The sequence below is a fragment of the Phormidesmis priestleyi ULC007 genome (assembly GCF_001895925.1).
GTDB lineage: Bacteria > Cyanobacteriota > Cyanobacteriia > Leptolyngbyales > Leptolyngbyaceae > Phormidesmis_A > Phormidesmis_A priestleyi_A.
On record NZ_MPPI01000015.1, the window covers coordinates 52574 to 67201 of the forward strand.

The 14628-nt window shown below is 49.7% G+C and carries 9 protein-coding genes and 1 pseudogene; 4 read left to right on the plus strand and 6 right to left on the minus strand.

The annotated features are described in order from the left end of the window. Nucleotides 1-54: 54 nt before the first annotated feature. Both BRW63_RS14670 and BRW63_RS14675 read right to left on the minus strand, forming a co-directional pair. Nucleotides 55-1338: a cytochrome P450 gene (locus tag BRW63_RS14670; RefSeq protein ID WP_083582959.1), complete on the minus strand. Its 1284-nt coding sequence runs from the start codon at nucleotides 1336-1338 to the stop codon at nucleotides 55-57. A gap of 15 nt (nucleotides 1339-1353) precedes the next feature. Then, a complete protein-coding gene (locus tag BRW63_RS14675; RefSeq protein WP_073072326.1) occupies nucleotides 1354-3498 on the minus strand; it encodes an AMP-binding protein in 2145 nt (714 codons plus the stop codon). A gap of 943 nt (nucleotides 3499-4441) precedes the next feature. Between BRW63_RS14675 and BRW63_RS14680 the strand changes: the two genes are divergently transcribed. Both BRW63_RS14680 and BRW63_RS14685 read left to right on the plus strand, forming a co-directional pair. Beyond that, complete coding sequence (locus BRW63_RS14680) at nucleotides 4442-5467, plus strand: TauD/TfdA family dioxygenase (RefSeq protein WP_073072327.1); 1026 nt, start codon at nucleotides 4442-4444, stop codon at nucleotides 5465-5467. Nucleotides 5468-5912: 445 nt separating this feature from the next. After that, nucleotides 5913-6878 (plus strand): IS110 family RNA-guided transposase, encoded by a 966-nt coding sequence (locus BRW63_RS14685; protein WP_189645267.1) that lies wholly within the window; start codon nucleotides 5913-5915, stop codon nucleotides 6876-6878. A gap of 132 nt (nucleotides 6879-7010) precedes the next feature. Here BRW63_RS14685 and BRW63_RS14690 read toward each other — a convergent pair. Both BRW63_RS14690 and recA read right to left on the minus strand, forming a co-directional pair. Then, nucleotides 7011-7196: pseudogene (locus BRW63_RS14690) on the minus strand (DDE-type integrase/transposase/recombinase); the annotation flags it as partial. Between the two features lie 566 nt (nucleotides 7197-7762). Beyond that, nucleotides 7763-8848: a recombinase RecA gene (gene recA, locus BRW63_RS14695; protein WP_073072330.1), complete on the minus strand. Its 1086-nt coding sequence runs from the start codon at nucleotides 8846-8848 to the stop codon at nucleotides 7763-7765. 152 nt (nucleotides 8849-9000) lie between these two features. Between recA and xseA the strand changes: the two genes are divergently transcribed. After that, nucleotides 9001-10254, plus strand: coding sequence for an exodeoxyribonuclease VII large subunit (gene xseA, locus BRW63_RS14700; RefSeq protein ID WP_073072332.1), 1254 nt, complete (start codon nucleotides 9001-9003; stop codon nucleotides 10252-10254). A 48-nt stretch (nucleotides 10255-10302) separates the two neighbouring features. Next, the gene (gene xseB, locus BRW63_RS14705) at nucleotides 10303-10602 is read left to right on the plus strand and encodes an exodeoxyribonuclease VII small subunit (RefSeq protein ID WP_073072334.1); all 300 of its coding nucleotides are present in this window, start codon (nucleotides 10303-10305) and stop codon (nucleotides 10600-10602) included. A 20-nt stretch (nucleotides 10603-10622) separates the two neighbouring features. Here the strand turns inward: xseB and BRW63_RS14710 are convergent, their stop codons facing one another. Next, a complete protein-coding gene (locus BRW63_RS14710; protein ID WP_223257389.1) occupies nucleotides 10623-12047 on the minus strand; it encodes an LCP family protein in 1425 nt (474 codons plus the stop codon). 339 nt (nucleotides 12048-12386) lie between these two features. After that, nucleotides 12387-14558, minus strand: a complete 2172-nt coding sequence (locus tag BRW63_RS14715) for a pentapeptide repeat-containing protein (protein WP_073072340.1) — start codon at nucleotides 14556-14558, stop codon at nucleotides 12387-12389. Between the last annotated feature and the right edge of the window lie 70 nt (nucleotides 14559-14628).

Genomic DNA, 14628 nt, shown 5'->3' on the forward strand with positions numbered 1-14628 from the left:
CCGGGATGTAAAACAGTATCTACGATTTACGGTATAAGCTTGTCTGGAAATTGCCTAAGTTCTAAAAGTCACCGGGAGCGCTTTCAAGCCCCGTAAAGCAATATTCTTTCTCCACTCTAGGGTGTTGGTTTGTAGCTGCAAGTCGGGTAAGCGTTGTAACAGGGTGTTGATGGCAATTTGACCTTCAACTCGTGCTAGTGCCGCGCCCAAACAATAGTGAATGCCATCAGCAAAGGACAGGTGATTGTTATCACTGCGGTTCAGCAAGAGGCGATCGCAGTCAGGAAATTGGGCGGGATCTCGATTGGCCGCTCCCAGATAAAGAATCACCTGTTCGCCAGCCGCAATTTTATGGCCATCGATTTCCACATCTTCCAGCGCGATGCGGGCAATTCGCTGAATTGGGCTATCGTAGCGCAGCAGTTCTTCTACCGCACTAGCAATCATTGTGGGTTCCTGTTTGAGTAACTCCATCTGTGCAGGATGGCGGAGCAACGCCAGCATACCATTCCCAATCAGATTGACGGTGGTTTCTTCGCCTGTGGCAAACAACAACATACAAACCGTTAACAGTTCATCATTACTGAGTCGATCGCCTTCATCTCTAGCCACGATTAGAGAGCTGATCAGGTCAGATTGCGGTTGCTTTTCCCGCTCTGCAATCAACTCGCGAAAGCAGTTGGAAAACTTTTGGATGATCTGATTCATATAAACCAGAGTCTCCAGAGAATTAAATGGATCCAGGATGCCAGACAGGTCATTCGCCCACTGATACACCTGGTCTTGAATGTCCTCTGGTATCCCCAGCAGGGTGGAGATCACGCGCACAGGTACGGGGCGTGCCAGATCGGAAATAATGTCCATGCGCCCTGTTTTCTGAACAGTGCCGATTAACTGATCTACAATATCTTGCGTTTGGGGACGCAGGCGTTCTACCACGCTGGGAGAAAAGGCTTGACCAACTAACTTTCGCAGCCTGGTGTGGTCAGGTGGCTCCAGAGATAATAACCATGTATTGGTGGCGCGTACTAGTGCGTTAAGATTTTGATTTTGATGTTTGAGGTACTGATTCTTATCATTGAGGCGTTGGGGTAGATTGTCACTGCGAAACCGAGGATCGCGCAAAACGGCCTTGACATCCGCATAGCGGGTTAGTCCCCATGATCCAAAAAAGTGCCGATGGATGGGGTCGTAGGAGCGAAGGCGGTGGTAAGCCGGATAAGGATTGGTGTGAAACTCAAGATCAAACGGATTGAACTTGAATGCTTTTGTTGTTTCTGGTTTTTTAGTGTTGCCAGAATCGACAATCTCTTGATTTGTATTTGAAATTGGCTCCATGTTCAACTCTCTCTTTTAAGTATCGGCATCACCTGATTGAGTATCTTCTGGTTGTAAATAACGGCATTCTTGCGATAGGTATTGGACAACGGCTTTGATGCTAGGGTATTCCCAGAATAGAGTGGGGTCAAGTTCTAGATTCAACCATTGAGCCAATTCACCTGTGGCACTAACAGCGACCGAGGAATCCATTCCGTAGTTCGCAAATGGTTCATTAATATTAATCTCATTCGATGGTACTTTCAGGTATAAAGCGAGATAAGCGATTAGCCAATTTTCTATCTCGTCAGGTGTGGACGTTGGAGTTAAAGTTTGATCGATCGCTGCCAACCCCTGCTTCTCAGAGGGACCTTGCTCCTGCAGCGGGTTTACTTGTGCCTGTTGTTCTAAATTGATGTCCTGGGGCATTGCAGTCCAATGACCAACCACATCCAAACTGCCATCCCAAAAACCAGCCTGACAAGCATGACGTTTAATTTTACCGCTGGACGTTTTGGGAATGCTGGCGGTCTTGAGTAATGCCACGGTGTAGACTTGCAGGTCGTGGTGCTTCGATACGGCCTGCCGGATCGCTGTAGCCACAGATTGGACATCCAACTGGCGCAGATAATTCCGCTCGACCTCACACGCGATCGCTAACTGCTCAACCCCATCGACTTCGACTAAAATCGCTGCTCCACAACCGGAGCGCAGGGCTGGATGACTTTGAGTGGCTGTCAGTTCAATGTCTTGCGGATAATGGTTGCACCCCCGAATAATGATCAAGTCTTTCAAGCGTCCGGTGACAAACAACTCACCGTCCTGTACAAATCCCAGATCCCCTGTACGCAGAAAGGGTTCGTTGCCGCTATCGTTCAGGTAGGCTCGAAACGTGGCTTCCGTGTTCTCGGGTTGTTTCCAATAGCCAAGTGCCACAGAAGAGCTGGAGACCCAAATTTCTCCAACCTTGCCAGCGTGACAGGGGATGAAGGTTTCTGGGTCAACGATCTCAATTTTTTGGTCTAACCAACTGCGACCACAACTCACGATCGCCTGAGCAGTGTTGTACTCCTCACCCACAACGACCACCTGATTTTGTTCTAAGGCGGCTTTGTCAACCTGGCAAATCAAGGGTGGGTCTGCTTTCAAACCGCCCGATATGATTAATGTTGTCTCCGCCATGCCATAGCAGGGGTAAAATGCCTCTCGGCGAAAGCCACACTCCGCAAACGTGTGAGCAAAATGATCTAACGTTTCAGCCCGGATCGGTTCCGCCCCTGTAAACGCGACATCCCAACGGCTCAAATCCAGCGTTGCCCGTTGTTCAGGAGTAACTTGGCGGCAGGCAAGGTCATAAGCAAAGTTTGGGCCACCACTGGTCGTAGCCTGATACCGGGAAATCGCTTCTAACCAGCGTAAGGGTTTCTGGAGAAAGGCGAAAGGGGACATCAGCACGACGGGGAAACCACCAAAAAGGGGCTGTAAAATGCCGCCAATCAGCCCCATATCGTGATAAGGCGGTAACCAGATGACCCCTCGGCTATGGGGGGCATGCTCAAAACACTGATGAATTAATGTCAAATTTTGCAGCAAATTTTCATGGCTGACCATCACGCCCCTGGGAGTTCCCGTAGAACCGGAAGTGTACTGGAGAAAAGCCAGGTCGCTCCCGGAGACCATCGGCTCCTGCCACTCTGAAGCCAGATGGCTGGCGATGAGATCGGTGGGCAACCAGTGCAAAGCCGCCAATTCTGGATTTTGGGCAATTTGATTGTCCATCTTGCCTAACTCAGCTGTCGTAGTCAGTACTACCGTCGCCTGAGCATCGGCAACAATGGACTGTAGCCTGGACTGATTTTGATTGCGTCTGGGTGGATAAGCAGGAACTGCCACCACAGAGGCATACAAACACCCAAAAAACGCCGCAATGTAGTCTAGACCGGACTGATAAACCAGTATCGCTCGATCTCCTGGGGCGACTAGGGATTGCAGCGATGCCGCGATCGCTCGTGCTTGTTGATCCAATTCTCCACAGGTCAGCCTGAAAGATTCTGTTTCTCCGTCCTGAAGAAAGGTATAAAGGGTCTGGTCGGCTTGGTATAAAGCTCGATGCCGCAGCAGCTCGATTAACGTTAAACCCTTAGCCAAAGTATCTGGGAAATGCTCTAAGAAATTATGCACTGTATCGTCCCTCTGTGCTGAAAGCGAAGGTTTTCGAGTTGCTTCACCAAATCTCGTGGTCTAGTCAAAGGTCAGGGGAAATTTGTCTCTCAATAATTCATCTCTCAACCAAATTCATTCCCTCCATCGTATGCAACGCCAAGACGCAATGCCAGGATGCAACGCCTTTATTTTATGTTTAATGATCAATAGTCCGGGTGCGATTCGTTGAGGGATGAAATACGGTATCCAGTCCGTCCATAATCACTCCAGCCAAGACTCCTAAGTCTAGCTGAACTTCCCGCTTGATGTCGGTGCAAGCCCTACCCTTCAAACTCAGAAGTAACTCCTGATCTGCCTACAGCGAACAAGCTCGATTCTTGCGGGCTAAAGCTGGGAGGGCGCAATCAGACAACAGTTATGGGTTGACGCTGGCGCTAACAGGGGGGTTCCTACGATGAAATCAGATTCTGAAAAAGCGACCGAATTGTGAGCAAGGCATAACCACAAAACCTTGACTTTGCCAGAGATTGTATCCCGCCGTGTCTCCGGAGGAAACCTGTAAGAGTCAGAGGTTCTGGCGGTTGAATTGAATCCATCTAAGGGAACGGGCAATCGAGCAGGAGGAACGAAGACGACAATTACTGGGGGGACAGGATTTGTAATTGACGCGATCGGTCAATTTAATTGACGCGCAACACCCGCCTTTTAAGGCGCAGATATATATGATAAATTGCTTTATATAGCAAGCCGATGTGAATTGTGAAACCTGGAATCACCCTAAACTTAGGAGCTAGGGGCACGATTAATCTTACGTTTCACAACTCACTTAGGATTGCTATAGCAGTACGAGAAAAGGTCAAGACATCAATCTCCGCTGTTCCTTTACCTCTCAAGGGGCTTTGTGTCCTCGCCTATTCATCCGTTGCCATATTTGCAAAGCTACTCAGCAAGAGGAACAGTCATGACAGGAATTTTCCACCCAGTGTCTGAGACCTCGGTAAAAATGTCTTTCTTAGATCCGGATAAGCAGTTCCCTCTGGTTGTTGAACCAATTGCTGAAGGACTTGGCTTGTGGGCATGGGCGACGGGTCATCGAGAGTTGATCGAATCTCAGGTGTTGCAATATGGCGGTTTGCTATTTCGGAATTTTAATGTCAATGGCTCATCCGACCTGGAAGCCCTGATTCACAGTCTCTCAGGCGAACCCCTGGAGTATCGGGAGAGATCCTCACCGCGCCGCACGATCTCAGGCAAAATTTATACTTCTACAGAATATCCAGCAGAGCAAACCATTGCCCTGCACTGTGAAAATTCCTACCAGGAAAGTTGGCCGATGCGGATCTTTTTTCATTGTCTAACGCCCGCTGCTGTCGGCGGTGAGACCCCGATTGCTGATACTCGCAAAGTCCTTACCCGGATAGATCCTGAGATCCGGCAGCGCTTTATTAACAAACAGGTCATGTATGTTCGCAACTTTTACCACTTCTTAGGGTTACCCTGGCAAACGGTGTTTCAGACAGCCGATAAAGCCGAAGTTGAATCATACTGCCGGGAAAACAAGATTGAGATAGAGTGGATGGAAGGTGGACATCTCAGAACAAGCGTAGTACGGGAGCCTGTTTTAACGCACCCTCAAACTGGGGAGGAGGTATGGTTTAATCATGCAATGTTTTTCCATGTGAGTACCCTTGAACCAGAAATCCAAGAGGGTTTACTATTGGCATTTCAAGAAGATGAACTCCCAAGTAATAGCTTTTACGGGGATGGAACCCCAATTGAAGCCTCAGTAGTTAAGGAGCTACGGCAGTGCCATCAGCAAGAAATGGTGCTTGTGCCGTGGCAGCAGGGAGATGTATTGATGTTAGATAACATGCTAGTGGCTCATGGACGCTTACCATATTCTGGTTCGCGCCAGGTATTAGTAGGCATGGCGCAGTTAATCAGGCGAGACCCCGAGATCGGCAGTGCCCTTTTATCAAAGATATGAGGAAAATAGCGGGATAGTAGTCTTAAGTTAGCTGCAATTATCATGAAACCTTACCTAATCTGAGCAACTTGTGGGTCGGATGACATCATGAAAAATGAGACGATCCGACGTGGCAAGAAGAATTAGGGCTTGCTGAGGAACTCTGAACAGATGGTTGTGTTGCAAATATTTTTAGTGACAAACGAAGTGTTTCGTTCGCATTCCGTTAAGCGCTAATTCCGAACAGTTCTTCAATAAATTTTACTTGAGAAACCCTGTCCCCTGGTATGTTAAGAGTGTGGTAGACCGATGTCCCCAAGGTTCTTCAAAACCGTAGTTAAGCTTGGGTCGCCACACCTTCTCGAAGTACTGAGAACTCGTAAAATCGCCTGGACAGTAAAGTCCGCATGGAGCCAGAAAGAGTGCAGTCTTCGAGCAATTCGATCCAATCAGAGGTGAACAGGTGATGCAACAACGATCGCAATGGGTGGGCATTGATGTGAGCAAAGCGACTTTAGATATCTATATCCGACCCATCGCTCAGCAGTTTCAAGTTCAGAATCAAGCCCTTGGCATCGCTGACTTAGTGAAGCGACCTCAGGCGTTTGAGATTGAGCAGGTGATTGTCGAATCGACGGGTGGATTGGAACTGGAAGTTGCCCAAGCGCTGCAAGACGTGGGTATTGCTGTTTCGATCATCAATCCTCGACAAGGGCGAGACTTCGCCAAAGCCAGTGGCAAACTCGCGAAAACAGATCGAATTGATGCGGCGGTCTTAGCTCACTTTGGAGAAGCGCTCCGACCTGCCATTACAGTCTTAGCGAGTGACCAAGACCGCGCACTTCAAGAGGCGGTGACGCGCCGACGGCAATTGGTCGAGATGTTGAGCGCTGAGAAAAATCGCCGAGCGAGTCTGCGGGGCACGATGCGTCAGAACGTTGACACTCACATCGAGTGGCTGGAAGAGCACATTGAGGATCTCGATGAGGAAATTGAGGAACTCAGTCAATCTCAAGTGGAATGGCAAGCGCGTATCGCCCTGCTCAAAACTGTGCCCGGTGTCGGTCCAGTCATCGCCACAACGCTGATGGCTGCCTTGCCCGAACTTGGAACCGTTAGTGATAAACGCATCAGTGCCTTGGTGGGGGTTGCTCCATTCAATCGAGATAGTGGCAAGTTTCGCGGCAGTCACATGATTTGGGGCGGACGCGCGAATATCCGTGCGGTGCTCTACATGGGCACGCTCGTTGCTGGGCGATACAATCCGGTGCTCAAAGCGTTTTACGAGCGGCTTCTGGGTCAGGGAAAAGCGAAGAAAGTGGCGTTAATCGCCTGTATGCACAAGTTGCTCCGCATTCTGAATGCGATGATTCGCGATCTCAAACCTTGGCGAGTTCCTGAAGTGCTACGACCTGATGAGATTTGTTGCTGATCTAGGCGTTAACGCTCAGTTTTAGGAAGGATGAGAGTGTGTTGATCAAAGTGGCTCCAACAGCGATGTGCGAGTCGCTGCTTTATTGTGCTTTGTTTTTTTCGTAGCGTTGATTTCGCTGACCCCTCAAATTCACATTTGATTCTTGACATTCAAGATAATCGCTTTGCTGACTCCCTTCACTTGTCCTTTGCGAATCATACTCATGGCTTCAATCCCGCTCAAAGTTCGTCTTGCCGTGTTGAATGAGCCGAATCCCATCATGGGTTTGGTCAATCGCTTGATGATTCGATGATCCTGCTCGATGATATTATTCAACCTGAGTTCGGGATAAGAAATCGCCAGAAGTCCTGATTTTCCGTGCCTTGCTGCTATGCTCCACATCAGGCTCTTGTCAATAAGCCTCACAGTTGAGAATATTCTTAATAGTAGGACTTATTGAGAAAAGATTACTAGCTGGTTGTTTGGCTCAAGCTACTTGCAGTGGGGATTTCAGCCTTCGGCTTAACCCGAACTCAGGTTGTTTAGGTTCAAAGTCCCCCAATTTTGGGGGATTTAGGGGCAGCCCGAATTCGCAACCGTAGCGAAAAGCTTCATCGAATTCACGTTGAATAACCTGAGTTCGGGATAAGAAATCGCCAGAAGTCCTGATTTTCCGTGCCTTGCTGCTATGCTCCACATCAGGCTCTTGTCAATAAGCCTCACAGTTGAGAATATTCTTAATAGTAGGACTTATTGAGAAAAGATTACTAGCTGGTTGTTTGGCTCAAGCTACTTGCAGTGGGGATTTCAGCCTTCGGCTTAACCCGAACTCAGGTTGAATAATAAAAAAGGCAGGCATTTAGCCCACCCTCTATGAAATTTAAGCGTTAGAACGATCGCGCTTATTCTGCTGCTTCTACAAACTCTTCGTCATCTTCATCTTCTGGGTCAGGCGCTCCGACCGAGTTAGCAGACACCACAGCGCCCATTTCGAGCTTCTCGCGCACCAGTTTTTCAACTTCTTTGGCAAATTCGGGCTTCTCTTCCACATACTTCACCGCGTTGTCGCGACCCTGGCTGATGTTATCGCCGTTATAGCTATACCAGGCACCTTTGCGAACGATCACGCCCGTTTCTTCTGCCAGGTCAACCAGACATCCGATCGTCGAGATGCCTTTGCCGAAAATGATGTCAAACTCAGCAATGCGGAACGGCGGTGCGATTTTGTTTTTGGCAACTTTCACCTTGGCGCGGTTGCCATATTCTTCGTTGCCCCGCTTCAGGGTTTGAATGCGGCGAATATCGAGACGCACAGAGGCATAATATTTCAGCGCCTGTCCGCCTGTGGTGGTTTCGGGGCTGCCGTACGTCACGCCGATCTTTTGACGCAACTGGTTGATAAAGACGACTGTGCAGCCAGACTTGCCAATATTTCCGGTGATTTTCCGCAGCGCTTGGCTCATCAGACGGGCTTGCAAACCCATGTGAGAATCGCCCATTTCGCCCTCGATTTCGGCACGAGGAACCAGTGCCGCCACCGAGTCAATGACCACAATATCAACGGCGGTCGATCGTACCAATTGATCCACAATCTCTAGTGCTGCTTCCCCCGTGTCAGGCTGAGAAATCAGCAGATTAGCAATATCAACGCCCAAAGCTGCTGCATATTTGGGGTCGAGCGCGTGTTCAGCATCAATGTAAGCCGCCGTTCCGCCTGTTTTTTGGACTTCGGCAACTGCGTGCAGCGCCACCGTCGTCTTACCCGAACTTTCAGGACCGTAAATCTCAATCACCCGACCTTTTGGCAGCCCACCGCCTAGCGCCAGATCCAACGTCAGAGCGCCACTGGGGATGGTTTCAACCTTCATCCGGGTGGCATCACCCAGACGCATAATGCTGCCTTTCCCAAAGTTGCGCTCGATCTGGGTGAGCACCATCGTCAGGGCTTTTTGCTTATCGGAACTTTCGGTTGTTTTACTACTAGCCATTAGCGCCTCAAAAAAGAAAGAGTTATAGAGAGCAAGTCGGAAGGGGCTGAGAGTCTAAGATTGAGACTCGTGATTAACCTTCTAGCATGAGAGTTAGAAATTTCAGTGAAATCAGCCGATAATTTGATGCTTCTCTCTCCAGGTTACACGTGATGTCTTTTAATCTGCCTAGCTCGATCGAGCCAGATTCCGCCCTATCAGTCGGGGGGTTAACCGCCTACATTCAACTGCTGCTTGAGCAAGATGACCAACTCCGTCAAGTCTGGGTGACAGGTGAAGTTTCTAGTGCATCGCGATATCGCAGTGGGTTGTTTTTCACGCTGCAAGACCCCGATGCCAAAGCCTCCATTAGCTGCGTCGTGTGGAACAGTCAACTCGATAAATTGGCTGCTCTGCCAGCGCAGGGAGAACAGTTGATTTTGCTGGGTCGGGTCAACGTCCATCCTCAACGGGGCAACTACCAGTTGATTGTCTGGCAAGCGCTTCCGGCAGGGGAGGGGCTATTGGCTCTGCGCTATCGACAGTTGCGAAATCGCCTAGAGCTAGAAGGACTCTTTGACCCAGAGAGAAAGCGTCCTCTACCCGTCCATCCTCAAACGGTTGCGGTGGTCACCTCACCTCAAGCCGCAGCCTGGGGAGACATCCAACGAACGCTAAAACGGCGCTATCCGGGGTTGCGGGTGCTGTTTTCTCCAGCATTAGTGCAGGGAGATCAGGCACCAGCATCGATCGTGGCAGCGATCGCACGAGTCGAACGAGATCGTAGAGCGGATGTACTAATTCTATCACGGGGCGGCGGGGCGATCGAAGATATGGCGTGTTTTAATGACGAATTTGTGGTTCGGGCGGTGGCAAATTGCTCGATTCCTGTGATTGCGGGCATTGGACACCAGCGCGATGAGTCGTTAGCAGACCTCGCTGCCGATGTTTGCGCCCACACCCCAACTGCTGCCGCCGAGCAAGCAATTCCCTTTCTCTCCAATCTGCACGCCGAGCATCAAGAACGATTTCATGCCCTCAATCAAGCGGTGGTGCAATATCTAGAAGTCGAGCGCGATCGCCTGCAAAGTCTACGGGAGTGCGTTAAACGCGTGAAGCTCGATCGCCAGATTAAACAAGAAACTCAGGTCGTTGCCTGGTTGAAACAGCGCTTGATTCAATCAACTCTGCGCCCCTTTCAAGAAGCGACTCAACACCATCAACTTCTGCAAGAAAAGTTAGCAACGCTTGACCCGCAAGCCGTGCTTCAACGAGGCTATGCAGTGGTGCGGCAGATGAACGGAAGCATTGCTCGATCGGCGTTAGAAGTCTCTCCGGGAGAGGATTTGTCAATTCAATTAGGGCAAGGGCACCTGAAAGTTAAAGTCACGGAAGTCTCGATCGCTCCACCCAGTTTCGACGAATAAAGACTATAAATAAAAGAGTCAGAATTCACCTTCACCTTGGGGCGCTGCATGAATATTTCCCCTGGCTCAAATGCAGCCTATTCAAAACAAATCGAAGCGGATCAAGATTCGACCCCTGACAGCCGTTCTTCTGAATACCCGTCTCAAACTAACTGGAATTATGAGGCAACGGTTGCCCAAGTTGAGTCGATTTTGTCACGCATTGAGTCGGGTGAGTTAGACCTTGCCGATGTGTTTGAGCAATTTTCGACCGCCGTCAGGTATTTGAAACAGTGCGAAGCATTTTTAGCTCAACGTCAGAATCAAGTGGATCTGTTGATTGAAACGCTAACTGACGAAGAGTTTTGACCCTGATCCTATTCTACACTTTATCCTTTGTTGGCGGGGTTGGTCAGCGATCGTGACTCACCGCGACCTGCGGCGGGATCTTTCAGCCCCGGACGCAGCAGTTTTTTAGGCGGCTGAAGCGCATCTTTGCCCAGTTGAATTGTCACATCTGAGTCAAGACTCCCCGTTGTCTCAATTCTGACTTCGCCAAACCCTAGCGATCGTCGCACTGATTCTGCCCCAATCACATCGCCTTGTTGAGCCACAATGCGAGTGATGCTTAAAGGCTCTGTCCAGGGCTTGTCTTGATAAACGTTGTTAAACCCTGACCCTCTCAGCCTAGTAATTACCGACTGCACTCCTTTATCTTGAGGAATGCTGTTTTGAATCGCCACTCTTAGCGTCGCGGGTTGATCTTCGGTCAACGCAGTGGTGCCAAAATCGAGATGCTGACCGACTAGCTTTTGAATCTGAGCCGGGTGGGGCAGCCAATAGCTCGCGTCATATTCACCCGGAGCGCTAAACTCGCCTGGGATCATCAGCATTTTGGTGTTCGATCGATTCACTTGAGAGGCAAAGCCAGTCAGCGCCACCAGTTCTTCAACGGTCAGATTGGTATCGATGTGTGACTGAATGATCGAGAGCAGTTTAGGAATCCGAGTCACGGTAGTGGGATTGAGGGATTGCTCCATGAGGGCGCGCATCACGGTCTGCTGACGTTGAATTCGCCCGATATCCCCATTTTCGTCGTAGCGGAAGCGCAGCAGTTGCAGGGTTTTATCGCCGTTGAGGTGTTGCTGTCCGGCTTTGAGATTGACGTAAAGATGCTGACTATCGTCTTTATATTTCATGTCTTTGGGGACGAAAACCGTCACGCCACCCAGCGCATCGATCAGCGCTTCTACCCCTTGAACATTGATCGTGACATAGCGATCGACCCCTACGCCTCCCAGCAGCTCACTGACCGTTTTTGCACCCAGGGCAGGGCCACCATACAGATTTGCTTCGTTAATTTTACGAACGCCGTGATCAGGAATATAAGTGCGCGTATCTCTCGGAATTGAGAGCACCGTCAGCTTCTTAGTCTCAGGGTTAAAGCGCAGCAGCAACATCACATCAGTCAACCCTTCAAACGAGTTAACGAGGGCCTGATAGCGAAGGTTTTTGAGGTGGTCAGGAGGATTTTGTAAATCCGTCGTTAGCACTTTTACACCCAAAACCAGAATGTTGACGGGGCGTGTCAGTTCGGGCAATTTCAAACTGCTTCGGCTTGAGATGCCACCTTTGCCAAACACTGAGGCTTGAGCGGGGCTGAGTTGACGCTGCATCAGAGGCGTACTGGCGAGCGAAACTGCGAGTAGCGCGCCTGCTGTTGCCGAAAGCATGGCGACCCCCGTCAAGCAAAACATCAGCCAGAGCAGCTTCTTGCCTTTGGGCTTTGCCGACCTTTTGGTTTTAGAAGTCACTCGTCTAGGTTGAGCAGATTGCGCGGGGACTGATTTCGGGGAGACGGGTTGCTTTTTAGCGCTTTTCACAGGTTTCCTCAACACACACCAATTGATCATCGACTAAAGAGAACCAATCTTAAATTTGAGCTTTCATTGTATGCAGTAAAACATATTTAGCTGATTTTTTATTTGCTCAGTTCTTTTGAGAAATAAAGCTTTTGTAGACGCACGATAACAACGATTTCTCAGATTATCTATAAAAACTGGACAATATTCTGTGAATTTAGCCGATTTTGAGAATTATGAGTCATTTTTCTGAGTTATGGGTCATTTAATCGCGATCGTCAGTCATAAATCTTACTTGAAGTAGATCAGTAGATTTAGACCCGGAATCGTGCGGGAAAGTGTCCACAGCAGCAAGGCGATGTAGAGCGTCCCCAGACTCCACTGATACCAAACCAGCCCGGTGACTAGGTTGGGTAGGTGCTGATCTCGGAGCCGAATATCGTTAAAGCCAAAGCGCAAAAAATTATTAAAACTGAAGTCGAAATAGTTGAGCCAACTCCAATGACGATCCCACAAGATGGGCAGATAGCGATCGCGAAACATCGGTTCTCGTGGAATGATCGGCAACCGTCCAATCAAAATTCGTAACTGGCGGAGGGTGCCTTCTTCAACAAAATAACTGGCATCTAAAAGTGGGTGGTAGCGACCCTGACGAAACAGCAGCCCGATCAAAATTAGCGGAATCGGCACCATCACGATCGCCAAACATGCCAAGGTCATCCAGGGTCGATCACCGTTGCGAAACACTGCCACTAGCCCACCCAGATTGAGAACGGTGGCGAAACTGCTCACCCAGGCAAATTCTCCCCAAGTTGGCAGAATCGGTTTAGGGTAGCGTCTGCGCCAGCGATCAACTCCCCAAAACAAAATACTGAAATAAGCGATCGTCACCAGTCCTACGCCAAAGATCAGCCAAAAACTCGTGCCGTTGCGGCTCAACAAGAGCAATAGACTCAGCGCCACCCAATTAAACGCGAGGCTCAAGCGATCGAGCACGTTCAGAACTGGAGACAACGGCTCGACGGCGATCACGCGATCGCGGACTCTAATATACGTTTCTAAATCAACAGCAGTAACCGTGAGCAACTCAGTCGGATTGCGAAACGGTTGTTTGGCTCGACGCTGCCCGATCGCGTTTGCTTGAGTTTGATTAAAGCCAATTCTGCTTAACTGAGGAATCGTGGCAGTGTTTAAATTGGTGCCAAATAGCCGTTGCAGCAGTTGTTGCGATCGCAATCGCTGGGCGGTGTAATCGATTTGATTTGCGTCAGCAATTTGTTCGAGTCGCCGAAAGTTTCGCACTAATTCACGCAGCAGATTTTCATTGCCCTGCAACGTCGGCACCGAAATCACCTTGCCGATCTGCCCAGGGTCGCCCAAAATCTTGGCTTTGTCAGAGTCAAATCGTAACCCCGCCACATTGAGATAAGCGCCCTTTGAGAAAGAGCAATAGCTAAAATCGGCTCGATCGAGAATCGTGGCTCCGCGTAGGTTAACGGCTCGATTAAATCGAGCGTCTCGAAAGACGGCAGATTTATCAAACGTGGCATCGGTGAGAAAAAACAACTGATTGAAGGTGTCTTTTGTAAACAGCGTTTGTTCCCGCCATCGCGTTTGAGCAAAATCGGCATTGCCCTGCCACTGCACCCGCGTAAAGTTTGCCGATTGATAAAAGGTTGCCTGATTAAAGTTCGCGGTCGCCTGAAACTCGCTGCTCTGAAAGCTGACTTCACCGCGAAACTGCGTCTGATTAAATTCTGCTTTGCCAAAAAAGATGTTGTTGCGAAACAGCGCTTCTCGCCCAAAGTTGGCACTCGTAAAGCTCACAGGCAAACTAAACCGAGTCTGTGACCAATCTGCGCCCGACGGGAACTGTGCCCCTTGTGCCTCCATGCGGTTGAGAAAAAACGTGTTGGTGAAGTCTGCAAATCCAGTAATGCGAGTTTGCACAAGTTTAATCGGCCCGCGAAACACCGTGATTTGGGCAGAAGGCGCTTGTGATGATTCTTTAGACGTGATCAGCAGCGATTGAGACAGCGTACTCAGACGAGAGAGCCGCCGCCGATCGCGCTGCAATTGGGCTTTTTCGTTGGGCGTAAAAATCGGAGACAGCGATTCTCCATAGAGTGGCGCACGCAATCCTAGTCTTGCGATCGCTAAGTCTCCCTCAATCAGCGAATAGCTCAGATCCAGTCCTAGCGGCAATCCTGGACGTTGTAACTGAGCTTGAACCAGACTATAAAACTGATCGCGAAAGTCTGCATTTTCGGGGCGCAGGTCGATCGTGGTGCGCCGCAAATCGAGAATTCGAGTCCCTTCACGGGGCACGGGCGATCGCAGCCGTTCTTGCAAAAGCTCCAGGGTTAGAGGAATTCGTTCGGGTTGAGCGATCGCAGCTTGAGCAGCGTGAGGAAAAACGGCAATGCTGATGATTAAACCGATAAGAACCGCTAGTCTCCTCACGCCTGACCCCTCGCATTATTCCGTCCGCAGCTATTGCTCAGAGCCACCATGATTAATGTCTCCACAACAA